Raw genomic sequence first — 24,039 nt, 5'->3', positions numbered from 1 at the left:
TCCTCCTGTACGGACGGACGGCACGGGCGGATCACCTCCGGTGGCGAATTTCTCGACCGGTCCGTCGAACCGCCGCGCCCCGGGCTGCGTGTAGCGCCTGACGCAACGACGCATGTCCATCCGTTGACACTTCTTGCAACACGCTTGTAACCTTGCCGAAAATTTCAGGCCGGACTGCAAGAAGCCGGCACTGAGGTGTCCCCCGCACCACACACCCCCACAGGAGTCCCGATGCATCGACGCCGATGTCTCTCGGCGGCCCTCGCCCTGGGCCTGGCCGCCAGCCTGCTCGTCCCCACCACCGTGGCGGCTCCCCCGGCCGCCGCCGCCACCCCCGGCAGCAAGAAGGTCATCGTCCAGCTCTTCGAGTGGAACTGGGCCTCGGTGGCCAGCGAGTGCACCAGCACCCTCGGCCCGAAGGGCTACGGCTACGTCCAGGTGTCCCCGCCGCAGGAGCACGTCCGGGGCAACCAGTGGTGGGTGGCCTACCAGCCGGTCAGCTACCGGGTCGAGTCCCGCAAGGGCACCCGCGCGCAGTTCCAGGCGATGGTGAACACCTGCCACAACGCCGGCGTGAAGGTGATCGTCGACGCCGTGGTCAACCACATGTCCGGCCAGGACGGCGGCGGCACCGGCTGGGCCGGCAGCACCTACGGCCACTACGACTACCCGGGCACCTACTCGTCGCAGGACTTCCACTACTGCGGCCGGAACGGCACCAACGACATCGCCAACTACGGCGACCGGTACGAGGTGCAGAACTGCGAGCTGGTCAACCTCGCCGACCTGAAGACCGAGTCCGACTACGTGCGTACCCGGCTCGCCACGTACCTCAACGACCTGCTCTCGCTCGGGGTCGACGGCTTCCGGCTGGACGCCAGCAAGCACATGCCGGCCGCGGACATCGCCGCGATCAGGGGCAAGCTGTCCCGCTCGACCTATCTGGTCCAGGAGGTCATCTACGGCGCCGGCGAGCCGATCCAGCCGACCGAGTACACCGGCAACGGCGACGTGCACGAGTTCCGGTACGGCAAGGACCTGGCCCGGATGTTCAACAGCGAGCGGCTGGCGTACCTGCGGAACTTCGGCGAGTCCTGGGGCTACCTGCCCGGCGGCTCCGCGGTGGTCTTCACCGACAACCACGACACCCAGCGCGACGGCGGTGTGCTGACCTACCGCGACCGCGGCGAGTACGCCCTCGCGAACGCCTTCATGCTCGCCTGGCCGTACGGCACCCCCGCCGTGATGTCGAGCTACACCTTCAGCAACCGGGACCAGGGCCCGCCCTCGGACGCCAGCAACAGGACGTCGAACACCACCTGCTACTCCGGCTGGGAGTGCGAGCACCGCTGGCGGGTGATCGCCAACATGGTCGGCTTCGCCAACGCCACCCAGGGCGCCGGAGTCGCCAACTGGTACGACAACGGCTGGCAGCACATCGCGTTCAGCCGGGCCGGCAAGGGCTACCTGACCATCAACGACGAGGACTTCGCGATCACCGGCCGGTCCTTCTACACCGGCCTGCCGGCCGGCCGCTACTGCGACGTCATCCACGGCGACTTCGCCAACGGCTCGTGCAGCGGGCCGGTGATCACCGTGGACGCGAACGGCTGGTTCGCCGCGACCGTCAACGCGCACGACGCCGTCGCCATCCACATCGGCGCGAAGCTGTCCTGACCGGCGGCGGGGCCGGCCCGATCCGCCCGGTCCCGCCGCACCGGTGGTCCCCCGCACCGCGGTTCGCGCGCGGGGGACCTCCTGTCCGGTTACAGTCTTGTTCGTGCTGTTTGACCGATTGTTCTCGCGGTGGACCCTGGGGTGGCTGCTCGCCGCGTTCGGCGTACCGGTGCTGCTGGGGGCCGCGCTGGTCGGGCGGACTCTGACCGGCGGGTCGGCCCCCACGCCGGTGGTCGCGGCGCCCACGGCGGCACTGCCGCCCGCCCCGGAGGAGCCGGATCCGTCGCCGTCCCCCGCGGAGTCGGTGCCGGCCGCCGCGCCCGCCCCGGACGACCTGCCGGTGGTCACCTACGACCCGGCGCCGGGCGGGTTCCCCGCCGACCCCGGCCCGGCCGACACCCGGCCGCTGGCCGAGGGCATCACGCCGACCCGGAACGTGGCCGCCTACGACGCCCCGGGCGGCCGGCCGCTGGCCTTCCTGGCGCCCACCGTCAGCGGCGTCGAGCTGACCGTGCCGATCGTCGAGCGGCGGGTCGGCTGGACGGCGGTCCTGCTGCCCTCGGCGAACCGCCGGATCGCCTGGCTGCCGGCCGGCGGCTGGCGCACGGTCGCGTTGCCCGACCAGATCGTGGTGGAACGCCGCCCGCACCGGCTCACCTGGTACCGGGACGGCCGGGCCATGCGCTCCTGGGAGGTCAGCCTCGGCATGCCCGGCCAGTCGACCCCGCTCGGGCGCACCTTCATCCTGGGCCGCACCCCGCCCCCGCAGGACGTCTACGGCGGGGTGGACATCTTCGCCCTCGGCGCGATCCCCGACGACCCGGACGCGGTGCCGACCGGGCTGCGCGGCGCCCACATCGGACTGCACAGCTGGTACACCGACGCCACGCTCGGCAGGAACGTCACCAACGGCTGCATCCGGCTCACCCGCAGCGGCCAGCGGCAGCTCCTCGCCGAGCTGCGTCCGGGCAGCGCGGTCGTCGTGGTGGACCAGCTTCCCACCCCACCGGCTACCGCCTGAGCCGGGAACCAACCGTCGGCCGGACGCGTCGCATCCGGCATGTGGAGACGACCGGCGGCCGTGCTCGCCCTGTTCCTGGCCCTCGCCGGCTGCGCCACCCGGGAGCCGGCCACCCGCGACGCGCCGGCGCCGGCCGCGCCACCCGCCGCATCGCCGACGCCGCTGGTCCTCCGCACCGCGGGGCCGACCGAATGCGGATCCTGGACCCTGCCTCAGGGCGGCGAGCTGCCGGCCGCGGCCACCGGCTGCTTCGGCGACGCCGTGCGGGAGCGGCGGGCCGCCCGGCTGCGGGTGACCGCGCCGTCGGTCGAGGGCGACCCCATCACCACCGATCATCTGGTTCGGGCGGACGGGCGGGTCGAGGTCACGGTGGACGCCCGTCGGGACCGGTTCGGCTCCGGCCGGATCGAGCGCCTGGTCTGCGCCGGCCCGGTGACGTTCAGGCCGCTGCCCGCGTTCGCGACCTGCTCCACTCCGGCACCGGTCTGACCGGCCTCAGTCGCCGAGCAGCCAGCCGTTCTCCTCGGCCACCCGGACCGCGTCGGCCCGGTTCCGGGCGCCGGTCTTGCCGATCGCCGCGGACAGGTGGTTGCGCACCGTCCCCTCGGACAGGTGCAGCGTCGCCGCCAGCTCGGCCACCGTGCCGCCGCCACGGGCGGTGCGCAGCACCTCGGTCTCCCGTTCGGTGAGCGGGCTCGGCCCGGTGGCCAGGGTCTCCGCGGCGAGCGTCGGGTCGACCACCCGCAGCCCGGCGTGCACCCGGCGGACCGCGTCGGCGAGCTGCCGGGCCGGGGTGTCCTTGACCACGAAGCCGTTCGCTCCCGCCTCCATGGCCCGGCGGAGGTAGCCGGGCCGGCCGAAGGTGGTCACCACGAGCACCCGGCAGCCGGGCACCGCGGCCCGCAGCGCCGCGGCCGCCGCGACCCCGTCCAGGCCGGGCATCTCCACGTCGAGCAGGGCCACGTCGGGCCGGGCGCGCAGCGCCGCCGGCACCACCTCGTCGCCCCGCCCCACCTCGGCCACCACGGTCAGGTCGGGTTCCAGCGACAGCAGCGCGGCGAGCGCGCCGCGGACCAGCGCCTGGTCGTCGGCGAGCAGCAGCCTGATCGGCGCGGTCATCCGGTGGTCCCCCGTTCGGCGTCGGGCAGGCTCACCCGCAGCAGGAAGCCGCGCCCGCCGCCTGGCCGGCCGACCGTGAGCGTGGCGTCCAGCCGCCGGGCCCGCTCACGGAGCCCGACCAGGCCGTGACCGGCCGCCTCCGGCCCGCCGGCCGGCCCCCGGCCGTCGTCGCGGATCTCCACGGCCGCGGGCTCGACCCGGATCTCGCACCGCCGCGCGCCGCTGTGCCGGACCACGTTGGTCACCCCCTCGCGGACCGTCCAGCCGAACAGCTCGTCCCGCTCCGCCGGCAGCGACGGAGCCGTCTCCGGCAGGTCGGCGGCGATGCCCGCGGCGGCCAACGCCGAGCGGGCGCCGGCCAGCTCCGTCGCCAGGTTCACCCCGCGGTACGCCCCGACGGTGCCCCGCACATCGGCGAGCGCCTGCCGGGCGAGGCGCTCGATGTCGGCGACCTCGGTCGCCGCCCGGGCGGGATCCAGTTCCAGCAGCCGCCCGGCCAGCTCCGCCTTGACCGCCACCACGGTCAGCGAGTGCCCGAGGATGTCGTGCAGGTCCCGCGCGGTCCGGGCCCGCTCCTCGGCCACTGCGAGCCGGCCGATCTCCTGCTGGGCGGCCTGGAGTTCGGCGTTGCGCTGGGCCAGCCGGGTCACCCCGAACAGGGCGAACGAGGCGAGCAGCACCGCGAAGACGACAGTGCTCTCCGACTCCCAGCCGGGCACCAGGTGCGACGCCACCGGCGGGGTGGCCGCGGCCAGCGCCACCACCGCCAGCGACTCGATCCCGGGCAGCAGGAAGACCGCCGCGGCGGCGACGAAGACGAGGGTGGTCATCCAGTCGCCCTCGGTTCCCGGGATGCCGGCCAGGCCGAGCACCACCAGCAGCCCCACCAGGATCCGGGCCCGCGCCCGCGGGACCGGCAGGTGCCGCTGCCGGCGGTGCCGGGCCCATTCGAACACCAGCACGTACGCCACGCCGAAGGCGACCACGGCGACGATCCCTAGCACCCGCCGCCACAGCTCCGGCTGCCGCAGCGCGGTCGCGAAGGGAACGTTGAGGAAGAAGAGCCAGACCGCCGCCAGCAACCAGCCGGTGAACCGCCAGTGGCGACGGTTCACCGGCCGGGTCGGGTCGGCCGGCAGGTCCACGGTGCTCACGCTAGCCCTGCCGCCCGGGGTCAGACGCGGGTGGTGTCGCGGCGGAACAGCCGGGCCGCGCCCAGGCCGAAGAAGGCGGTCCAGGCGGCCACGTTGCCGACCGCCACCCAGTCCAGCCCGGCTCCGGTCAGCGGCGCCCGGGCGAGCTGGCCGACGCCGTACACCGGGGTGAACGTGGCGATCTGCTGCATCGCGTGGGGCAGCACGTCGAGCGGCACGAACAGGCCGCCGAGCATGGCCAGGACGGCCAGCACCGGGCCCATGAACTGCATGACGTTCTCGGCCGGCGCGAGGTAGCCGACGAAGAGGCCGAGTGCGGCGAAGACCAGCGAACCGATCCAGGCGGTCAGGCCGGACTCCACCCAGACGTGCGCCGGAATCCGGACCCCGGAGGCGGCGCCGACGGCGAACTCGACCAGCACGCCGAGCAGGCCGAGCACCATCGCGGTGGCGACCTTGGTGGCCACGTACGCGGCCGGGCGCAGCGGGGTGAGCCGCAGCTGCCGGCTCCAGCCCAGCGCCCGCTCGGTGGCGACCGCCGCGCCGGCGCTGGTGGTGGCGACCATGGCCGCGTAGACGGCCAGGCTGATCATGATCCAGCCGGTGACCGGCAGGCCGTTGTCCAGGTTCTGCCCGCGCTGCGGCAGGCCGAACAGCAGGAAGAACACCGCCGGCATGACCAGGATGAAGATCAGCGTGCGGCGGTTGCGCAGCACCCGGCGGATCTCGATGCCGAGCACGGCGGCCGAGAAACCGCCCAGGGCGGGGGGCCGGCGGTTCGCGGCCCGGTCGGACGGGGTGGTGGCGGGTGAGGCGGTGACGGTCATCGCAGGCTCCGGGTTTCGGCGCGGTCGGCGGTCAGGCGGCGGTGGTCAGGGCGAGGAAGGCGTCCTCGAGGTTGCGCGAGGTGATCTCCAGGTCCCGGGCAGGGGTCCGGGTCAGCAGGTGGCGGGCGACAACGTCGGAGTCATCGGTGTGGACCAGCACGGCGTCGCCGCGCACCTCGACCGACTGCACGCCGGGCAGCGCCGCCAGCGCGGCCTGGTCGGCGCCGGGCAGGGTGGCCCGGACCACCCGGCCGGCGGCCAGGTTCTTGATCTCGCCGGTGGTGCCGTCGGCGACCACCCGGCCCTGGCGGACCAGCACGATCCGGTCCGCGTACGCGTCGGCCTCGTCCAGGTAGTGGGTGGCGAACAGGACGGTCCGGCCGGAGCGGGCGTCGGCCCGGATGGCCTGCCAGAAGTCCCGCCGCCCCTCGACGTCCATCCCCGTGGTCGGCTCGTCGAGCACCATCAGGTCGGGATCGGGCAGCAGCGCCAGGGCGAAGCGCAGCCGCTGCTGCTGGCCGCCGGAGCACCTGCCCACCGGGCGGTCGGCGATGTCGGCGATGCCGGCCCGCTCCAGCACCTCGGTCACCGACCGGGTGTGGCCGTAGAAGTGCGCGGTCATCCGTACCGTCTCGGCGACGGTGAGGTCCTTGAGCAGGCCGCCGGTCTGCATCACGGCGGCGACCCGGCCGAGCCGGACGGCGTCGGCGGGCGTGCCGCCGAAGAGCCGGACGGTCCCGGCGTCCGGGCGGGCCAGCCCGAGCAGCATGTCCACCGTGGTGGTCTTGCCGGCGCCGTTTGGGCCGAGGAAGGCCACCACCTCGCCCGGGGCGATCCGCAGGTCGAGTCCGTCGACGGCGGTCACCGCGCCGAAGGTCTTGGTGAGTCCGGCCAGCTCGACGGCCGGTGGGGTGTCGGTCATGACAACGATGCTCCGGGGACCGGTGGTCCGGTCCCCGGAGCGGGCGTCATCTTCCGACCGTGACATTTGTCAGGGGCCGGCGCTCAGTGCCCGCCGCCGGCCCCCTCCCGGGCCCGGCGGGGCAGCAGGAAGGCGCCGGCCACGGTGACCAGCAGCAGCCCCAGCTCGGCGAGGAGGGTGACCCGCACGGCGTGCGACACCGACTCGGTCAGCCCGTCGAAGAAGACCGTGCCGAGCAGCGCCACACCGAGCGCGCCGCCGAGCTGCTGCACGGCGGTCAGCGTGCCGGAGGCGGAGCCGGTCTCCGCCTCCTCGACCCCGGAGAGCACGATGTCGAAGAACGGCGCCATCACGAGGCCCATGCCGAAGCCGACCGCCAGCAGCGCGGGCGCCATCCGCCACGGGGTGATTTCGGCGCCGGCCAGGTCGAGGGTGAGCAGCATCCCGGCGACGCCGGCCAGCACCACCCCGAGCCCGAGGTGGATGAGCCGCCGGCCGAGCCGCTGGGCCAGGCCGGCCCCGGCGAGCACGAAGGCGACCACCATGCCGAGCGCCTGGGGCACCGCGGCCAGCCCGGCGCGCAGCGGCGACCAGCCGAGCCCGAGCTGGAGGTAGAGGCTGAAGACCAGCGAGAAGCCGGCCAGCGCGGTGAAGAAGGCAAGCCCCGCGACCAGCCCGCCGGTGAAGGCGCGGCGGCGGAACAGGGCGGGCACCACCAGCGGGTCCCGGCCGGCCCGCTGCCGGCGCTGCTCGTAACGGGCGAAGACCGCGAACACGCCGACCGCGCCGGCGAGCATCGCGAAGCTCCACGCCGGCCAGCCCAGCTCGCGACCCTGCACCAGCGGGTGGACCAGCAGGAACACCGCCACCGAGAGGAGCGCGACGCCGGGCAGGTCGAGCCGGGTGGCATGGCCGGGGCGGGACGCGGGCAGGAAGCGGGCCGCGCCGAGGGCGGCGAGCAGGCCGAGCGGGACGTTGATCAGGAAGATGGCGCGCCAGCCGGTGCCGGCGAGGTCCGCGTCGACCAGCCAGCCCGCCAGGATCGGCCCGCCGACCGCGGAGATCCCCATCACCGGGCCGAACGCGCCGAAGGCGGCGGCGAGCTGCTCCGGCGGGAACATCTCCTTGATCAGGCCGAGCCCCTGCGGGAGGAGCAGCGCGCCGAGCAGGCCCTGCGCCACCCGGGCGGCGATCAGCGTGCCGGGGCTGCCGGCGAGGGCGCACGCCGCCGAGGCGGCGGTGAAGCCGAGCACCCCGACCAGGAACATCCGGCGCCGGCCGTACAGATCGCCGAGGCGGCCGCCGGTGACCAGGCCGACGGCCATGGCGAGGGTGTAGCCGGCGCCGAGCCACTGGATGACGGCGGGTGAGCCGCCCAGGTCGGCCCGGATCGCCGGGCCGGCGAGGTTGGTGACGAGCACGTCGAGCAGGTCCATCACCTCGGCGGCGAGGATCACCGCGAGGGCGATCCAGCGCCAGCGGTGACCCGCGGCGGGTGGCGCCGCGGGGTGCGACGCGGTGAGTGCGGTGGTCATGGGTCCCCCGATCGGGATCGAACACTGTTCGTTGACGAACACCGTTCTACCCGTCGAACGCGGTTCGCGGCAAGTACGATGTTCGGGTGAGCGACATCCCGGCGCCCCCGTGGCGCACCCGGCCGCGCAGCCGGGCGGCCCGCAGACCGCTGAGCCAGGAGGCCGTGGTCGACGCCGCCCTCGCCCTGATCAACCGCGAAGGGCTCGGCGCGTTGAGCATGCGGCGGGTGGCCCAGGAGCTGGGCACCGGCCCGGCCTCCCTCTACGCCCACGTCTCGGGCAAGGAGGAACTGCTCGAACTGCTGGTCGACCGCGCCAGCGCCGAGATCGTCGTGCCGGACCCGGAGCCGGCGCGGTGGACCGAGCAGATCCGGGAGGTGGCCCTCCAGGCGTACCGGGTCTACGCCACCCACACCAACCTGGCGCTCGCCTCGCTCGCCACCATCCCGACCGGCCCGAACGCGCTGCGGGTCACCGAGGGCATGCTCGCCATCCTGCTCGCCGGCGGGGTGCCGCCCCGGCCGGCGGCCTGGTTCCTCGACCGGCTCTTCCTCTACATCGCCGGCGACGCCTACGAGGGCGCCCTGTACGCGGAGAAGGTGCGCGCCTCGGGGCAGGACCGGGAGACCTGGTGGGCCGGGTTGGACCAGCAGTTGCGCACGTACTACGGGAACCTGCCGGCCCGGACGTACCCGAACGTCACGGGGCACCTGGACGACCTCATGGAGGGCGGCGGCGACGAGCGCTTCCTGTTCGGCGTCGACCTGCTGATCCGGGGCGTCGCCACCTACGTCCCGCCCGGGAGTGAGGGCGGCCGGGCCGGGTAACCAGCCGCGTTCACACGTAGCGGCACGGGGAGGTCACGGCATGAGCGCACCGACGGGACGGGTCGACACGATCGTGCTGATCCACGGCCTCTGGATGACCTCACGCAGCTGGGAGCGCTGGGTCGACCGGTACGCCGCGCGCGGCTTCCGGGTGCTCACCCCGGCCTGGCCCGGCATGGAGGCCGACGTCGAGCGGCTACGCGAGGACCCGACGCCGATCGCCGCGCTGCGGATCGCCGGCATCGTCGACCACTACGCGACCCTCATCCGCGGCCTGCCCCGGCCGCCGATCATCATGGGGCACTCGTTCGGCGGCCTCATCGCCCAACTGCTCATGGACCGGGGCTTCGGCGCCGCCGTCGTCGGCCTGCACCCCGCGCCCGTGAAGGGCGTGCTGAAGTTGCCGCTCACCACCCTGCGCTCCGGATTTCCCATCCTGCGGAACCCGGCGAACCGGCACCGCGCGGTGCCGTTCACCCGCGAGGACTTCCGGTACACCTTCGGCAACACGATCAGCCGCGAGGAGTCGGACGCCGCCTGGGAGCGGTACGCGGTGCCCGCCGCCGGCCACGTCTTCTTCGAGGGGGCGTTCGCCAACCTGGATCCCACCTCCGCGCTCGCGACGGACACCAAGCGCTCCGACCGGGCGCCGTTGCTGGTGACGGCCGGCGGCGAGGACCACGTGGTGCCGCCCTCGCTGGCGTCCTCAGGGGCCAACCTCTACCGGGGCTCGACGGCGGTCACCAGCTACCGGGAGTTCCCCGGCCGGTCCCACTTCGTCGGCGGCGAGCCGGGCTGGGAGGAGGAGGCGGACTTCGCGCTGGAGTGGGCCGTGGAGGCGGCCAACGAGTACTCGCCGACCGTGGTCAGCACGGCCCCCCGCCGCGCTTCGTAACCGGTGACGCCGGCGCCGGCCGCCCTGGTGTGGCTTCGGCTGTGCGGGGTATGACGGGGCCATGAGGGCGAGCTTCCGGCTTGGCCGGATCGCGGGGGTACCCGTCGGGGTCAACTGGAGCGTCCTGGTCATCTTCGTGCTGATCGCGTGGGCGCTGTCCGCCAGCCAGTTCCCCCGCGCGTACCCGGGCCACTCGGCCGTGGCGTACGTGGCCGCCGGGCTGGCCGCCGCCGTGGTCTTCTTCCTCGGCCTGCTCGCCCACGAGGTGGCCCACGCGGTGGTCGCCAAGCGCAACGGCATCGAGGTCGAGGGGATCACCCTCTGGCTCTTCGGCGGCGTCTCCGAGCTGAAGGGCGAGGCCCGCGACCCGGGCGCCGAGCTGCGCATCGCCGGGGTGGGGCCGCTGGTCAGCCTGATCATCGGGCTCTTCTTCGGCGCGATCGCGGTGCTGCTGGCCCTGACCGGCGCGCACGGCCTGCTGCTCGGCTCGCTGTCCTGGCTGGCCGGCATCAACGTGCTGCTGGCCATCTTCAACGTCCTGCCGGCCGCCCCGCTGGACGGCGGCCGGCTGCTGCGGGCGGCGGTGTGGAAGGCCACCGGAGACCGGACGAAGGCGTCCGTGGTGGCGGCCCGCGCCGGCTGGGTCCTCGGCGCGCTGCTGATCGGGCTGGGGCTCTGGCAGTTCCTGGTCGGCAGCGGCGTGGGCGGGCTCTGGCTGGCACTGATCGGCTGGTTCCTGATCGGCGCCGCCGGCATGGAGGAGCGCCAGGCCCGGATGGGCAGCGCGCTGCGCGGCATCCGGGTCGCCGACGTGATGACCCCGCAGCCGCAGACCGCCTCCGGGGAGATGACCGTGGCCGACTTCGTCGACCACTACCTCTTCGCGTACCGGCACTCGGCGCTGCCGCTGACCGACCAGGGGCGGCCGGTCGGGCTGGTCACCCTCGACCGGGTGCGCGGCATCCCGGCCGACCGGCGGGCCTCGACCACCCTGGCCGAGGTCTCCTGCCGGGAGAACGAACTGGTGCTCGCCAACCCGGACGAGCAGCTCACCGACCTGCTCCCCCGGCTCAGCCAGTGCGCCGACGGCCGGGCCCTCGTGGTGACCGACCAGCGCCTGGTCGGGATCGTCTCGCCGAGCGACATCAGCCGCGCCGTGCAACGCGGCAGCATGCGCGAGCAGATGGCCGCCGGACGGTCCTAGCCCTCGCCCAGCAGCCCGCGCAGGTGCGCCCGGGTCCACGCCGCGATGGTGAACGAGTCGTTCACCACCCCGTCCCGGATGAGCCGGCCGACCTCGGCCGGCGGGCAGCGCCGCACGGCCCGGATGCCCTCCCGCGCGTCGGGCTCACCGACCGCCGCCACCTCCGCCAGGAAGAGCCGGACCTCGTCGGTGGAGGTGCCGGTGTCCGGGTGCAGCACGCCCAGGTCGACCAGGCGAACGACCTCCGCGCCGATCTCCTCGCGCAGCTCCCGGGCCGCCTGCTCCTCGGCCGGGACCCCCGGCTCGCCGAACCCGCGCGGCGCCTCCAGGTGCCAGCGCCGGGTGGCGTGCCGGAAGTGCTCGATCAGCACCACCGCGCCGTCGAGCACCGGCAGGAGCACCACCCCGTACGCGCCGCCCACCGAGACCGAGCGGATGTACGTGCCGAGCTCGCCGCCGGGAAAGCGGACCGGGTCCCGAAGCAGGGTGAGCCACTCGTCCTGGTACGCCACGCCGGTCCGGCCCCACTCCTCCGGCAGCCCGCGAGCGCGCAGCGCGGCGGCCCTGGCCCGTTCCGCGGCGGCCACCTCGGCGGGGTCGACGAGGATCTCCACGGCGGCGCCCGGCGGATTCACGAACAGCTCCGGCAACCGCTCGCGCAGCTCCCGGTAGCGCGGGTCGTCGGGAGCCTCACTCATGCGCCCTCCCGGGGTCGGTCGATGTTCGGCTCGGAGTCCCGCTCGACGTCACCGTCGACCATCGGGAAGCCGCCCTCCCGCAGCCGGGCGACGAGTTCCCGCCAGTCCTCCCGGGCCCGCTCCAGCCGGACCCGCATCACGTCGATGCCGGTGGCCAGCTCGTTCTCGGCCCGGCGCTGGTCGCGCCCGACGACGGCGAAGCGGAGCACCGCGTCGGTGCCCCGGGAGGCGACCTCGGTGGCCACGTCACCGATCACCTCCAGCCGGGGATCGCCGTCGTAAATGAGCGAGGCGGAGGCGCCGAGGACCTCGACGGTGACCCGGACGACCGGCTGCCAGACCCGCATCCGGCTGCGCCGCCGCTCACCGACGATCTCGGCGAGCCGGGCGGCGAGGCCGAGGTAGCGGTCGTACACCACCTGGCCGCGGGCCACGAAGTCGGTCGGGTCGTCGAGCAGCGACTCCAGCGCGGTCAGGTAGCCCCGCCACTCGTCGGTGTCCCGCGCCTGCCGCACGTGCGCCAACTCCAGCCCGGTCAGGTCGATCCGCAGCGGCGACAGGGCCAGGTCGAACGCCTGCGGTCGCAGCGTCCGGAGCAGCTCGACCAGCTGCTTCAGGTCGGCCCGCGGGCCACCCTCCTCGGTGGCGCGGGCGGCCCGCGCCGGTGGCCGTTCCTGCAGTGCGGTGCGCCGCAGCGAGTCGGTGGGGATGAGCGCGAAGCGCTCCACCGCGTCCGGCACGGTGGTGTTGTACCGGAGGTCGACGAGCTGCTTGAGCTCCGCCACCAGCGGCGCCGACCGGAACCGGCCCTGCGCCGGGTCGCTGCCCGGCTCGACGAGGAACTGCCGGTAGAAGCCCTCCCGGTCGGCCCGGTCGGTGTCGGCGGCCCACAGGGTCACCTCCCGCAGCCGCTCCCGCAGCGCCGGGATGCTCTCCTCGTCGAGGCCGAGGTCGCGGCGCAGTGCGTCGAGGTTGAAGCCGCGCACCTGCAGCAGGAAGCGGTGGAACTCCTCGAACATCAGCCGCTGGGTGCACTCCTCGTTCTCGGCGTCGTCCCAGCTGAGCCGGAGGCACCGGATGGTGTCGAGGTCGCCCAGCAGGCTCCGCCAGGCGTCCCAGCCGACCCGGTCGACGGTGAACCGCGGCTCGTCCGCGGGCGAGCTCTCGCGGAGCAGGAAGGGCACCAGCACGCTCTCGTCCAGCAGCGCCCGGACGGCGTCGCGCTGCGGGCCGCGCGCCGCGAAGTCCTGGTAGACGACCGGGTTGTTGAAGAAGTACGCCCGGTTGACGACGACCTGCTCCGCGTTGAGGATCGACCGGAGGTACTCGGCCCGGGCGTCCTGCCGGCGTCGGCGCTCCACCTCGGCGTACGAGAGCCGGCGGCTCAGCATGTGGTCCAGCAGGTCCTGGGTGACCCACTGATTGTCCAGGCACTGGGCGACCACGCTGATCCGGGACAGGGCCCGGTTGTCGACGCGGATCAGCCCGCCCGGGCCGGTAGTTTCCTGCACCATCGCTCTCCCCAGGACGTCCACCATGGATGGTCGGCCCATAGGCTACGGGCGACCGGCCGGTAGATCAGTATCGCGGGAAGTAACGGTCCAGCAACGCGGTGCGGAACTTGCCCGTCGGGTCGAGCTCGCGCAGCAGGGCACGGAAGTCGTCGTACCGGGGGTAGCCGGCGGCCGGGTCGCGGGCGAAGAGCTTGCCCCAGTGCGGGCGCGGGGCGAAGGGGGCGAGCCGCTCCTCCACCTCGGCCAGCACCGGCGCCACCGCCACCGGGTCGCCGACCCAGGTGAAGTGGACGGCCAGGGTGTCGCGCTCGTAGTTCGGGCTCAGCCACAGCCCGTCGGCGGCCACCGTACGCAGCTCGCAGACCTGCAGCACGGCGGCGATCCGCTCGGCCGCCGGGTCGAGCGCCGCCAGCGCCGCGGCGGCGTCGGACCGGGCCAGGTGCCACTCGGACTGGAGCTCGTCGCCGCTGCTCGGGGTGAAGCCGAGCCGGAAGTGCGGCAGCCGCTCGTGCCACGGCCCGGGCGCGCCGAGCTGGGCCGTGCAGTTCTGCGCCGGCATCCCGGGCACCGGGTGGTGGGGCGTGTCGGCGGCCCGGGTGTCCAGCCAGTCCGCCGCAGGCGGCGGCTGGTCGGCCCGCTGCTTGAGCCACACCTGGTCGAAGCGGGGCGACCGCCAGCCGGTGAAGACGCTCACGCTGTAGGCCGCGTCGAGTGCGGTGTCCAGCGCCGCGCGGGGCAGGCCGAGCCGGACGTACTGCCGCACCTCGAAGGTGGGCACCACGTCGAGGGTGAGCCGGGTGACCACGCCCAGCGCGCCGAGGTGGACCACCAGCCCCGCGAACCGGGGGTCGGCCCGGTCGACGGTGAGCAGGTCGCCGTCGGCGGTGACCAGCTCCAGGGCGGCCACGGCGGTGGCCAGGTTGCCGCGGGCCGGGCCGGAGCCGTGGGTGGCGGTGGCGACCGCGCCGGCCACCGAGATGTGCGGCAGCGAGGCGAGGTTCGCCAGCGCGTACCCCTCGGCGTGCAGGGCGGTGGCGAGGTCGCCGTAGCGCAGCCCGGCGGCGACCGTGACGGTGCCGCGGTCGCGGTCCAGCGCGATGGTCGGCGGCAGCCCGGCCACCGACACCTGCACGCCGCTGGTGTCGCCGAGCCGGTTGAACGAGTGTCCGGTGCCCACCGCCCGGACCCGGTCCGCGCCGGCGACCAGCCGGCGCAGCTCGTCCAGCGTCGTCGGCTCGTGCCGGGCCCGGGCGGAGTAGCGGACGTTGCCCGCCCAGTTGGTGCCGGTCGTCACGCGGTGGCCTCCCGATCGGTGCTGGCGTCCTCGTCCGCCCCGGCCGGTGGGGTGCGCGCGTCGGTGAACCGGTCGCCCGCGTAGCGGGTCAGTGCCGCCGTCACCTCGTCGGGGCTCTCCCGCACCTGGGTGAGGTCGAGCAGTTCCACGGCGGGACGGCCGTCGCGCGGATGCCGCGCGGTGACCGGCAGGCCCGGCGGCAGCCCGGCCCCCGGCACGCCGACCAGCCGGCCCGCGTCGTCCAGGGCGAGCGCCGCGAACTGCTCCCAGCGGTACGCCCCGCGCAGGCCCGGCCGGCGCACCTCGAGCCCTTCGGGGCCGAGGACGCAGCGGAAGGGCCGCAGCGCGCCGACCAGCACCTTGACGCCGATCGCCACGATCCCCAGGGCGACCAGCATCCGGAGCACCGGCCCGTCACCGGCCACGGCGAGCACCATCACCCCGCCGGCCACGCAGACGAGGGCCAGCGGCAGGACCCCCCGGTTACGGTGCAGCTCCATGTCGTTCCCCCCGTTCCCGTCGCCGGTGTCCGGGTGCATCATCCGCCAATCGCGCAAGTCGTGGTTGCCCCGCCACCGGGTAGGGCACCCTGTGGACATGAGCAGCTACCGCGACCCGACCCTCCGGGGCGACGTGCATCCGTCGGAGGAGGAGATCGACCCGACCGGCGTGGGTCCCGAGCCGACCGCGGCCTACGCCACGGCCCCGGCGCCGCCGCCGACCCCGGAGCCCGAGCCCGACCCGATCCCCCATCCGGGGCCGCCGCCCCGGACCGCCGGGCCGGCCCGCTGAGCCCTCGCGCTCAGAGCTGCCGCAGCACCTCGGCGGCGACCAGCTCCAGGTGGTCCAGGTCGGCCAGGTCGAGCACCTGGAGGTAGACCCGCTCGCTGCCGATCTCCGCGTACCGGCCGAGCTTGTCGACGACCTCGGCGGGGGTGCCGGCGGCGCCGTTCGCGCGCAGCTCCGCGGGCTCCCGGCCGATCGCCGCGGCGCGCCGGGCCACCTCGGCCTCATCCCGGCCGCAGCACAGCACCAGCGCGTTGGACCAGGTCATGGTGGACGCGTCCCGGTCGATCTCGGCGCAGGCGTCCTTCACCCGCTGGAACTGCGCCGCCGAGTCCTCGACCGAGGCGAACGGCAGGTTGAACTCGTCGGCGTAGCGGGCCGCGAGGCGGGGCGTCCGCTTCGGGCCCATGCCGCCGAGCAGGATCGGCGGGCGCGGCTGCTGGACCGGCTTGGGCAGCGCCGGGGAGTCGCTGACCGGGTAGTACTTGCCGGGGAAGTCGAAGGTCGATCCGGCCGGCGTCTCCCAGAGGCCGGTGATGACCGCGAGCTGCTCCTCCAGCCGGTCGAACCGCTCCCCCAGCGGCGGGAACGGGATGCCGTAGGCGGTGTGCTCCTCGGCGTACCAGCCGGTGCCGATGCCCAGCTCGACCCGGCCGCCGCTCATCTGGTCGACCTGGGCGACGGTGATGGCGAGCGGGCCGGGGAGCCGGAAGGTGGCCGCGGTCATCAGGGTGCCGAGGCGGATCGTCCTGGTGTCCCGCGCCAGGCCGGCCAGGGTGGTCCAGGCGTCGGTCGGTCCGGGGTCGCCGCTCACCGAGCCCATCTTCAGGTAGTGGTCGGAGCGGAAGAAGGCGCCGAAGCCCGTCTCCTCCGCGCGGCGCGCCACGGCGAGCAGCTGGTCGTAGCCGGCGCCCTGCTGGGGTTCGGTGAAGATCCGCAGTTCCATGCCCCGAGCATAGGAAGCGAGCCGGCCCGCCGCTCCCGTGCCTCGTATTCCTTGACAGGCATATGACCGACGGGGCATATTCGAGGTGTGTCCGGGGATGCCTTCGCCGTGCTGGCCGAGCCCACCCGGCGCCGCATCCTCGACCGGCTGCGCCGGTCGGAGAGCAGCGTCGGCGACCTCGTGGAGGAGCTCGGCATGAGCCAACCTGCCGTCTCCAAGCACCTCAAGGTGCTGCGGGAGGCCGGCCTGGTCAGCTGCCGCACCGCCGCCCAGCAGCGGATCTACCGGATCGATCCGGGCCCGCTGCGCGCCGTGGACGACTGGCTCGGGCCGTACCGGCGGATGTGGACCGACCACCTCGACGCCCTGGAACGCCATCTCGACAAGGAGTGACCATGGACCGCGACAGCTTCCGGCCCGGCCCGCTCGCCGACGTCGGCTGGGCACCGGCCGGCGACCGGTGGGACCTTGTCCTCGTGCGCGACCTGGCGCACCCGCCGGAGAAGGTGTGGGCCGCGCTCACCGAGCCGGACCGGCTCGCCGAGTGGGCCCCCTTCCTGACCGACCGCGACCTGGGCACGCCCGGCGCGGTCACGCTCAGCACGGTCGACGGCGACCGGCGCTGGCCGGCCCCCGCCACCGTACGGCGCGCCGAGCCGCCCACCCTGCTCGAATACACCTGGGGCGACGGGCTGCTGCGCTGGGAGCTGGCCGGCACGGAGACCGGCACGCGGCTGACCCTGCGGCACCGCTTCGACGACCGCGCGCTGGGCGCGAGCATGGCCGCCGGCTGGCACCTCTGCCTCGACGTCGCCGGCCACCTGCTCGACGGCGACCCGGTCGGCCCGATCCGCGGCGCCGAGGCGAAGGAGTTCGGCTGGGACGAGCTGCGCGCCCGGTACGCCGAACGCCTCGACGACTGACGGTCAGCGCGCGGCCGCCTCGGCGTCCGGCAGGGTGATCGCGGTGGCCGCCCGGTGGATCGGCTCGGTGACCCGGCGGATCATCCGGTCCCGGCCGGGCAGGCGCGGCATGAGCCGCAGCATCAGCGTCTGGAACCGGATCTGCGCGGCCGAGGAGAGCACCATCCCCTTGAGGTTGCGCTCGGCCAGCCGCTGGTTCGCCGTGACGAACGGGCGCATCCGCCGCTCGTACCCGGCGAACCCGGCCACCGGGTCCCCACCGGCCTCGGCCAGCGAGGCGGCCAGCACGTACGCACCGACCAACCCGAGGCTGGTGCCCTGCCCGGAGGCCGGCGAGGGGCCGTAGGCCGCGTCGCCGACGAGCCCGATCCGGCCGGTGGACCAGCGGTCCATCCGCACCTGACTGATCGGCGCGAAGTAGAAGTCCGGCGCGTCGGCGGTGGCGGCGAGCAGCTCGGGCACCCGCCAGCCGGCGCCGCCGAACGCCCGGGCCAGCGCCGCCCGCTGGGCGGGCAGGTCCCGGTGGTCGGGCTCCTCGGCGGGCGAGGGGAAGAGGAACAGCGCCCGGGCGTCCGGCGCGCCGGCGGTGCGGTAGACCCCGACGGTACGGCCCGGCGCCGGGTGCATCAGCTCGACCCGCTCCTCGCCGAACCCGGCCGGGACGGTGCAGATCGCGATGTGGTGGCCGAGCGGGCGCAGGTGCGCGGCGGCGGGGCCGAACGCCAGCCGGCGTACGGTCGAGTGCAGCCCGTCGGCGCCGACCACCAGGTCGAAGCGGCGGCGCAAGCCCCCGGCGAAGGTCACGTGCACCCCGTCGGCGGCCGGGTCCAGCGCGGCGATCGAGTCGCCGAAGAGATATTCCACGTCGCCGGTGGCCGCGACGAGCAGCCGGGCCAGGTCACCCCGCATCACCTCGACGTCGTCCCCCTCCCGCCCGCCGAAGAGCGCGGCGTCCATGGTGGCCAGCTGCGCCCCGGACGCGTCCACGAAGCGGGCCAGCCGCATCCCGGTGTCGCGCCGGCGCACCTGCTCGGCCAGGCCCATCCGGTCCAGCACGGTCAACGCCGCCCCCCGGACGTCCACCTTGTAGCCCCCGTCCCGCAGCGCCGGGGCGCGCTCGACGACGGTGGGCCGGAAGCCGTGGCGGCGCAGCCACCAGGCGAGCGCGGGGCCGGCGACACCGGCGCCGGAGATCAGCACATCAGTCATGCCACCGACAGTACAAGTGTCTTGCACACTTGTGCAAGACACTTGTTCAAGGAATCCGCTAGGCTGCCGGCATGGGAAACCGAGAGGCCCTGCTCGCCGGGGCCAAGCGCTGCCTGATGGAGAAGGGCTACGCGGCCACCACGGCCCGGGACGTGGCCGGCGCCGCCGGCACCAGCCTGGCCGCCATCGGCTACCACTTCCGCACCACGAAGGCGCTGCTCAACGAGGCGCTCGTGGAGGCCCTGGCCGAGTGGGGCGACGAGCTGGCCCGCGCCCTCGCCGAGGACGCCGGGCCGGACGCCACGCCCGAGCGGCGCTTCGAGGCGGCGTGGGAGCGGATCATCGAGTCGTTCACCCGGCTCCGGCCGCTCTGGGCGGTCCAGTTCGAGCTGATCGCGCAGCTCGACCGCGCGCCCGAGGTGCGGGAGGCGTTCGCCGGGGTGACCCGCCAGGCCCGGCTCGGGCTGGCCGAGGTGTTCCACCGGCTCGACCCGGCGCTCGACGAGTCGACCGCGCTCGCCCTGGGCGCGTTCCACCAGGCGCTGATCGGCGGCGTCGCGGCCCAGTGGCTGGTCGACCCGGCCGCGGCGCCATCGGCGCACGAGCTGACCCGGGCGATGCGGGTCCTCAGCGCCGAGTTCCGTCAGGGCTGACCGAGCCCCGCCTCCCGAGCCCGCACGATGGCCTGGGCGCGGTCGGCCACCTGGAGCTTGGCCAGCACGTTCGACAGGTGGTTGCGGACGGTCTTCGGGCTCAGCGTCAGCCGCCGGGCGATGACCACGTTGCTCAGCCCCTGGGCAACCAGGTCGAGCACCTCCCGCTCCCGGTCGGTCAGCTCGGGGAAGGGGGCGGCCCCGCCGCCGCGCGCCCCGGACAAGTAGCTCACCGCCCGGCTGGCGATGACCGGGCCGAGCAGCACCTCGCCGTTGGCCACCGCCCGGACCGCCCGCTCCACCTCGGCCGGGGCGGCCCCCTTGAGCAGGTAGCCCCGGGCCCCGGCGCGCAGCGCCGCGAAGACCCAGTCGTCGTCGTCCAGCATGGTCACCACCAGCACCCCGATCCCCGGGTGCCGGACCACGATCTCCCGGGTTGCCGCGACCCCGGAGCGACCGCCCAGGTGCAGGTCCATGATGATCACGTCGGGCCGGTGCTGGTCGGCGACCCGCAGCGCGGCGTCCGCGTCGGCGGCCTCGCCGACCACCTCCAGCCCGGCGGTCGAGGCCAGCAGCGCGCTCATGCCCAGCCGGAACACCGGATGGTCGTCGACCACCGCCACCCGGATGGTCTCCCCGGTCACGGGACCACCGCGAACGGCTGCCCGGCGTCGTCCGCCGCGGCGTCCCCGGCCAGCCGCCCGGCCGGCACCCGGACGGTGACCGTGGTGCCGCCGTCCGGCCCCGGCGCGACCACGCACACCCCGCCGATCCCCTCGGCCCGCTCCCGCATCGAGCGCATCCCGATCCCGGCCGGCGTGCCCGGCACGATGCCGCTGCCGCCGTCCTCGACCCGGAGGGTGAGCCCCTCGCCGTCCCGGTGCACGCTCACCCGGCAGTCCGTCGCGCCCGCGTGCCGGTGCGCGTTGCGGACCGCCTCCGACACGATCCCGTAGATCGCGGTGGCCACCGGCTCCGGCAGCGGCAGCGGCTCGGCCGCCACCCGCACGGCCAGCCCGGAGCCCGCGTACCGCTGGGCCAGCTCGTGCAGCGCCGGGGCGAGGCCGCGCTCGCCCAGCACCGGCGGCAGCAGCCCGCGGGCCAGGTCCCGGACGTGCTCCACCCGCTGGTCGGTCTCGTCGCGCAACCGGTCCAGCAACCGGCCGGCCGCCTCGGGATCCACGGTGAGCAGGTTACGGGCCGCCTGGAGGCCCAGCGCCACCCCGGCCAGCGCCGGGCCGAGCCCGTCGTGCAGGTCCCGGCGCAGCTTCCGCCGCTCCTCCTCGCGCGCCTCGGCCAGCCGGGCCCGGGAGGCGGCCAGCGCCCGGCCGGTGGCGGCCAGGCTGGCGGTCGAGGCCACCAGCGGCACGAGGTCGAGCAGCGCCGCCCGGGTCCGCCCGTCCAGCCGCTCCCCCGCCCGGGCCCAGGCGACCAGCCGGCCGATCTCAGTGCCGCCCCGGCGCAGCGGCAGCACGAGCGGCGCGCCGACCGGGCCGTCCGAGGAGCTGTGCGCGGCGTACGGCTCGGGCCCGTCCACCTCGATGGCGCAGGCGCCCAGCCGGAGCAGGTCCGTCACGCTCCGCGCCACCCCGTCCAGCACGTCCGCCGGGTCCGCCGAGGCACTGATCCGGTGCCCGACGCCGCGGACGACGCCGAGGGGCTCCACCGCCTCGCCATGGATCAGCCGGTCCACGCCGCGCTGCACCCGGGACCGGGCCGGTTGGGTGCCGGCCGCCACCAGCGCCGTGACCAGCACCCCCGGCACGGCCGGTGACGACGGCAGCAGCCCGTCGAGCAGGCTCACCCCGATCACGTACGCGGCGACCAGCAGGAAGGTGAGCAGGAACCACACCAGGGTGCGGCGGACGGCGATCTCGATCCCCCACAGCCGCTGCCGGAGCACCACGGCCAGCACCGCGGCCGGGAAGAACGCCTGCGAGGCGAGCATCGCGGTCGGGGCCAGCCAGTCCGGGACCTGGCGGGCCCAGCCGGCGGGGAAGCCGAGCGGAGCGAAGCTCACCGCGAGCAGCAGCGTGCCGACGGAGAGCCAGCCCAGTCCGATCCGCTCGGCCGGCGGCCCGGTACGCCACCGCCGCAGCACCCCCGCGGCGGCCACCAGCCCGAGCAACGGCACCACCCGGAAGAGCCACGGCTCCCCGGCGACCACGAACTCCGCCCAGTCCGGCTCGGTGACCGGGAACGGCGCGCCCGACGGTTGCCCGGGCCGCCCCGGCCAGGTCAGGTGGAACACCGCGATGGCGGCGGTGACCAGGGTGCCGGCCGCCACGGCGACCCGGGCCGACACGGGCGGCCGCCCCTCCCGGACCAGCCAGGGCACCACCGTGATGAGCGAGAGCATCCCGGGCACCCAGGCCCAGTCCCGGGCCGAGGTGAGCAGCACCGGCGCGGGCAGGTCGGGTCGGACCGCGAGCAGGTCCACGTACTGCGCGCTCAACGCGGAGAGCCCGCCGCCCAGCCCGGTCGCGGCCAGCAGCCAGGCGACCGGATGACCGCGGCGCAGCAGGACCAGCCAGGCGACCGTGCCGTAGACCGCGCAGTCGGTGAAGTCGACCAGGAAGTAGAGCTGCGACAGGCCCCACGGGCGGCGGGCCGCCACCCAGCAGACCGCCGTACCCACGAGCAGGAGCGCGCAGCCGGCGGCGACCAGCCGCGCGGCGACCGGGCGGCGGCGGTCGCCGCCGGCGCGGGACGGCACGGGCGTCGGGTCGGCGGGCATGGCCCTGATCCTGGCAGTCACCGGGTCAGTTGCCGAGACCCCGCCGCTCCAGGGCGAATGTCAGGCCGGCGACAGTGGCCCAGAGCGCCGCCGGCGCCAGCGCAAGGTACTGCAGCGGCACCGCCTGGGTGACCACCACCAGCAGCGTCATCACCAGGCTGAACACCGCCAGCCAGCGGCTCACCGACCGGCGGCGCAGGCCGGCCACCGCCACCGCGCCCGCGCTCAGCCCGGCCCCGGCCCACACCCACGGGAAGGTGCTGTAGAGAGCGGCGAGCGCGGCAACGGTGTCGGCGTCGGTCTCGGCCAGGTGCAGCAGGTCCCAGTACAGCTCGGTGGAGACCCCGCCGCCGACGAGCAGCAGCGCCGCGGTGAGCAGCAGGCCGGCCGCGGCCACGTCGGGCAGCAGGCCCCCGGCCGGCTCGCGGGCGGCCAGCCGCCGCCGCAGTCCGGCCGCGAAGACCGCGAGGCAGCCGGCTGCCAGCACGGCCAGGAGCTGGAATACCCACACGTACGCCTCCCGGCCCGCCATGGCCGCCACGAAACGCTCGTTGTCGGCGAAGAGCGACCGGTCGACATCGGTCAACGCCGGGCTGAACTGGAAGAGCGCGATGCCGGCGAGTCCGGCGACGGCCCCGGCGACCGCCCAGCCCCGGCGGCGGCGGTCGGTGGCCGGCACGGCCGTGGTGTCGAGCGTGGCACTGGTCATGGGTTCCTCCTCGGGTCACGGGCGCGGTCGAACCACCGCGAGGCGAAGCGTCGCCGTCCCGGCGTCCCGGGCGCATGGGGCGGGGCGTCCCGACCGCCCGGGCGGATCCGGCGGCGTACCCGGGCCCTCGCCGTGTCCCGACCGGCCGGTGCCGGTGTCCCTGGCGGTCGGGACGACGGGCCACCCACGGTGGAGCGGCCACACCGACGCCGAGGGAGGCCCCGATGACGGACGACCTGCTGACCGCCGTACGCGAGCTCGCACCCGAGCTGACCGCCCGGGCCGCGGAGATCGAGCGGGCCCGGGAGCTGCCCGCCGACCTGCTGGACCGGCTCCGCGCCGCCGGCTGCTTCCGGTTGTTCGTGCCACGCAGCCACGGCGGGTACGAGCTGGACCTGCGCACCGGCATGGCGGTGCTGGAGACCCTGGCCCGGGCGGACGGCTCGACCGGCTGGACCGTGATGATCGGCGCGGAGACCCCGCACCTGCTGGCCCTGCTGTCCCGCGAGCGGTTCGACAAGATCTACGCCGCCGGCCCGGACGTGGTGGTGGCCGGCGCCTTCGCTCCGCAGGGCCGGGCCGAGCTGGCCGACGGCGGCTTCCAGGTCAGCGGGCGCTGGGCGTTCGCCAGCGGCTGCCGGCACGCCGACTGGATCTTCGGCAACTGCCTGGTCACCGCCGACGGCCAGCCACTGCCGGGCGCGGACGGCGCGCCGCCGGAGACCCGCTCGATGCTCTTCCCGGCCGACCGGGTGACCGTGGTGGACACCTGGCACGTGCTGGGCCTGCGCGGCACCGGCAGCCACGACGTGGTGGTCGACTCGGCCTTCTGCCCGGCGGAGGCGAGCTTCGACCTCTTTACCGGCACGCCGTGCGTGCCCGGGCCGGGGTTCGTGGCGCCGCTGGCGCAGTTCGTGCTGCACCTGGGCGCCGTGGCGGTCGGCATCGCGCAGGGCGCGCTGGACGACATGGCCGCGCTGCTCGGCGGCGACCGGCAGCGGCTCTACGCCCGGCAGCCGCTCGCCGACTCCCCCGCCTTCCGGATCCACCTGGGCCGGGCCGACCTGAACGTGCGCGCCGCCCGGACGCTCCTCGCCGATCTCGCCGACGACCTCTGGGCGGCCTGCACGCGGGACCCGGAGCGGATCCCGGCGCTGCAACCGACCATCTCCGCGGCGCTGCCCTGGGTGACCGAGCAGGCGATAGCCGCGGTGGCCACCTGCTACCGGGCGGCCGGCGGCGGCGCGGCCCGCGACTCCTCCCCGTTGCAGCGCCGGTTCCGGGACATCCACACCTTCGCCCAGCATGCGGCGGCCGCGGAGGGCTGGCTGGGCAACAACGGCGCACGGCTGCTGGGCCGGCCGGTGGCCCTGGCGTACTGAGCCGGTC

25 protein-coding genes are annotated in these 24,039 nt (G+C 75.1%); 11 read left to right on the top strand and 14 right to left on the bottom strand.

The genetic code is table 11. The features are described from left to right. Positions 1-231 precede the first annotated feature (231 nt). From ACW0Q9_RS11870 to ACW0Q9_RS11860, 3 genes are all read left to right on the top strand, one after another. Positions 232-1,677 carry an alpha-amylase gene (locus ACW0Q9_RS11870; RefSeq protein WP_456180542.1) on the top strand — a complete coding sequence of 482 codons (1,446 nt, stop codon included), beginning with the start codon at positions 232-234 and terminating at the stop codon, positions 1,675-1,677. A gap of 103 nt (positions 1,678-1,780) precedes the next feature. Then, positions 1,781-2,698: a L,D-transpeptidase family protein gene (locus ACW0Q9_RS11865; RefSeq protein WP_456180540.1), complete on the top strand. Its 918-nt coding sequence runs from the start codon at positions 1,781-1,783 to the stop codon at positions 2,696-2,698. A 39-nt stretch (positions 2,699-2,737) separates the two neighbouring features. After that, positions 2,738-3,187: a DUF4362 domain-containing protein gene (locus tag ACW0Q9_RS11860; RefSeq protein ID WP_456180538.1), complete on the top strand. Its 450-nt coding sequence runs from the start codon at positions 2,738-2,740 to the stop codon at positions 3,185-3,187. Positions 3,188-3,193: 6 nt separating this feature from the next. Here the strand turns inward: ACW0Q9_RS11860 and ACW0Q9_RS11855 are convergent, their stop codons facing one another. The 5 genes from ACW0Q9_RS11855 to ACW0Q9_RS11835 all read right to left on the bottom strand — a co-directional run bounded on the left by ACW0Q9_RS11855 (position 3,194) and on the right by ACW0Q9_RS11835 (position 8,255). Then, entirely contained in the window at positions 3,194-3,817 is a 624-nt protein-coding gene (locus tag ACW0Q9_RS11855) for a response regulator transcription factor (protein WP_456180536.1), read from the bottom strand. Next, positions 3,814-4,971 carry a sensor histidine kinase gene (locus ACW0Q9_RS11850; RefSeq protein WP_456180534.1) on the bottom strand — a complete coding sequence of 386 codons (1,158 nt, stop codon included), beginning with the start codon at positions 4,969-4,971 and terminating at the stop codon, positions 3,814-3,816. Before ACW0Q9_RS11850 ends, ACW0Q9_RS11855 begins: the two co-directional genes overlap by 4 nt. A 20-nt stretch (positions 4,972-4,991) precedes the next feature. Further along, positions 4,992-5,798 carry an ABC transporter permease gene (locus ACW0Q9_RS11845; RefSeq protein ID WP_456180532.1) on the bottom strand — a complete coding sequence of 269 codons (807 nt, stop codon included), beginning with the start codon at positions 5,796-5,798 and terminating at the stop codon, positions 4,992-4,994. 31 nt (positions 5,799-5,829) lie between these two features. Then, complete coding sequence (locus tag ACW0Q9_RS11840) at positions 5,830-6,720, bottom strand: ABC transporter ATP-binding protein (protein WP_456180530.1); 891 nt, start codon at positions 6,718-6,720, stop codon at positions 5,830-5,832. 83 nt (positions 6,721-6,803) lie between these two features. Further along, a complete protein-coding gene (locus tag ACW0Q9_RS11835; protein ID WP_456180528.1) occupies positions 6,804-8,255 on the bottom strand; it encodes a DHA2 family efflux MFS transporter permease subunit in 1,452 nt (483 codons plus the stop codon). An 86-nt stretch (positions 8,256-8,341) separates the two neighbouring features. On the opposite strand from ACW0Q9_RS11835, the gene ACW0Q9_RS11830 reads away from it, so the two are divergent. From ACW0Q9_RS11830 to ACW0Q9_RS11820, 3 genes are all read left to right on the top strand, one after another. Then, positions 8,342-9,082 (top strand): TetR/AcrR family transcriptional regulator, encoded by a 741-nt coding sequence (locus tag ACW0Q9_RS11830; RefSeq protein ID WP_456180526.1) that lies wholly within the window; start codon positions 8,342-8,344, stop codon positions 9,080-9,082. A gap of 40 nt (positions 9,083-9,122) precedes the next feature. Next, positions 9,123-9,977 (top strand): alpha/beta hydrolase, encoded by an 855-nt coding sequence (locus ACW0Q9_RS11825; RefSeq protein WP_456180524.1) that lies wholly within the window; start codon positions 9,123-9,125, stop codon positions 9,975-9,977. A gap of 61 nt (positions 9,978-10,038) precedes the next feature. Next, positions 10,039-11,181: a site-2 protease family protein gene (locus ACW0Q9_RS11820; RefSeq protein ID WP_456180522.1), complete on the top strand. Its 1,143-nt coding sequence runs from the start codon at positions 10,039-10,041 to the stop codon at positions 11,179-11,181. Here the strand turns inward: ACW0Q9_RS11820 and ACW0Q9_RS11815 are convergent. The 4 genes from ACW0Q9_RS11815 to ACW0Q9_RS11800 all read right to left on the bottom strand — a co-directional run bounded on the left by ACW0Q9_RS11815 (position 11,178) and on the right by ACW0Q9_RS11800 (position 15,187). Continuing rightward, positions 11,178-11,879 carry an NUDIX hydrolase gene (locus ACW0Q9_RS11815; protein WP_456180520.1) on the bottom strand — a complete coding sequence of 234 codons (702 nt, stop codon included), beginning with the start codon at positions 11,877-11,879 and terminating at the stop codon, positions 11,178-11,180. The two genes, ACW0Q9_RS11820 and ACW0Q9_RS11815, sit on opposite strands and share 4 nt — an antisense overlap. Next, entirely contained in the window at positions 11,876-13,393 is a 1,518-nt protein-coding gene (locus tag ACW0Q9_RS11810; RefSeq protein WP_456180518.1) for a hypothetical protein, read from the bottom strand. Before ACW0Q9_RS11810 ends, ACW0Q9_RS11815 begins: the two co-directional genes overlap by 4 nt. A gap of 64 nt (positions 13,394-13,457) precedes the next feature. Next, complete coding sequence (locus ACW0Q9_RS11805; RefSeq protein WP_456180516.1) at positions 13,458-14,687, bottom strand: FAD-binding protein; 1,230 nt, start codon at positions 14,685-14,687, stop codon at positions 13,458-13,460. After that, on the bottom strand, positions 14,684-15,187 hold the full coding sequence (locus tag ACW0Q9_RS11800; RefSeq protein ID WP_456180514.1) for a hypothetical protein: 504 nt from the start codon (positions 15,185-15,187) through the stop codon (positions 14,684-14,686). The genes ACW0Q9_RS11805 and ACW0Q9_RS11800 overlap by 4 nt, the downstream gene beginning before the upstream one ends. A 97-nt stretch (positions 15,188-15,284) precedes the next feature. On the opposite strand from ACW0Q9_RS11800, the gene ACW0Q9_RS11795 reads away from it, so the two are divergent. Continuing rightward, positions 15,285-15,479, top strand: a complete 195-nt coding sequence (locus tag ACW0Q9_RS11795) for a hypothetical protein (RefSeq protein ID WP_456180512.1) — start codon at positions 15,285-15,287, stop codon at positions 15,477-15,479. A 10-nt stretch (positions 15,480-15,489) separates the two neighbouring features. On the opposite strand, the gene ACW0Q9_RS11790 is transcribed toward ACW0Q9_RS11795, so the two are convergent. After that, positions 15,490-16,419 (bottom strand): LLM class F420-dependent oxidoreductase, encoded by a 930-nt coding sequence (locus tag ACW0Q9_RS11790; RefSeq protein ID WP_456180510.1) that lies wholly within the window; start codon positions 16,417-16,419, stop codon positions 15,490-15,492. Positions 16,420-16,506: 87 nt separating this feature from the next. On the opposite strand from ACW0Q9_RS11790, the gene ACW0Q9_RS11785 reads away from it, so the two are divergent. Next, positions 16,507-16,812, top strand: a complete 306-nt coding sequence (locus ACW0Q9_RS11785) for an ArsR/SmtB family transcription factor (protein WP_456180508.1) — start codon at positions 16,507-16,509, stop codon at positions 16,810-16,812. A gap of 2 nt (positions 16,813-16,814) precedes the next feature. Continuing rightward, a complete protein-coding gene (locus tag ACW0Q9_RS11780) occupies positions 16,815-17,342 on the top strand; it encodes an SRPBCC family protein (protein ID WP_456180506.1) in 528 nt (175 codons plus the stop codon). Between the two features lie 3 nt (positions 17,343-17,345). On the opposite strand, the gene ACW0Q9_RS11775 is transcribed toward ACW0Q9_RS11780, so the two are convergent. Further along, complete coding sequence (locus ACW0Q9_RS11775) at positions 17,346-18,551, bottom strand: FAD-dependent monooxygenase (protein WP_456180504.1); 1,206 nt, start codon at positions 18,549-18,551, stop codon at positions 17,346-17,348. A 71-nt stretch (positions 18,552-18,622) separates the two neighbouring features. Between ACW0Q9_RS11775 and ACW0Q9_RS11770 the strand changes: the two genes are divergently transcribed. Beyond that, positions 18,623-19,204, top strand: coding sequence for a TetR/AcrR family transcriptional regulator (locus ACW0Q9_RS11770; RefSeq protein WP_456180502.1), 582 nt, complete (start codon positions 18,623-18,625; stop codon positions 19,202-19,204). On the opposite strand, the gene ACW0Q9_RS11765 is transcribed toward ACW0Q9_RS11770, so the two are convergent. The 3 genes from ACW0Q9_RS11765 to ACW0Q9_RS11755 are packed head-to-tail and all read right to left on the bottom strand — an operon-like array spanning position 19,195 to position 22,650. Continuing rightward, positions 19,195-19,848 (bottom strand): response regulator, encoded by a 654-nt coding sequence (locus ACW0Q9_RS11765; protein ID WP_456180500.1) that lies wholly within the window; start codon positions 19,846-19,848, stop codon positions 19,195-19,197. The genes ACW0Q9_RS11770 and ACW0Q9_RS11765 overlap by 10 nt on opposite strands. Beyond that, on the bottom strand, positions 19,845-21,941 hold the full coding sequence (locus tag ACW0Q9_RS11760; protein ID WP_456180498.1) for a sensor histidine kinase: 2,097 nt from the start codon (positions 21,939-21,941) through the stop codon (positions 19,845-19,847). The genes ACW0Q9_RS11765 and ACW0Q9_RS11760 overlap by 4 nt, the downstream gene beginning before the upstream one ends. Positions 21,942-21,966: 25 nt before the next feature. Then, positions 21,967-22,650, bottom strand: a complete 684-nt coding sequence (locus ACW0Q9_RS11755; RefSeq protein ID WP_456180496.1) for a hypothetical protein — start codon at positions 22,648-22,650, stop codon at positions 21,967-21,969. A gap of 224 nt (positions 22,651-22,874) precedes the next feature. Between ACW0Q9_RS11755 and ACW0Q9_RS11750 the strand changes: the two genes are divergently transcribed. After that, complete coding sequence (locus ACW0Q9_RS11750) at positions 22,875-24,032, top strand: acyl-CoA dehydrogenase family protein (RefSeq protein WP_456180494.1); 1,158 nt, start codon at positions 22,875-22,877, stop codon at positions 24,030-24,032. The last annotated feature ends 7 nt before the right edge of the window (positions 24,033-24,039 follow it).

It is taken from the genome of Micromonospora sp. I033 (assembly GCF_053890995.1).
Note: the sequence above shows the minus strand (reverse complement) of the source record. Positions and strands in the feature narration are given on the sequence as shown.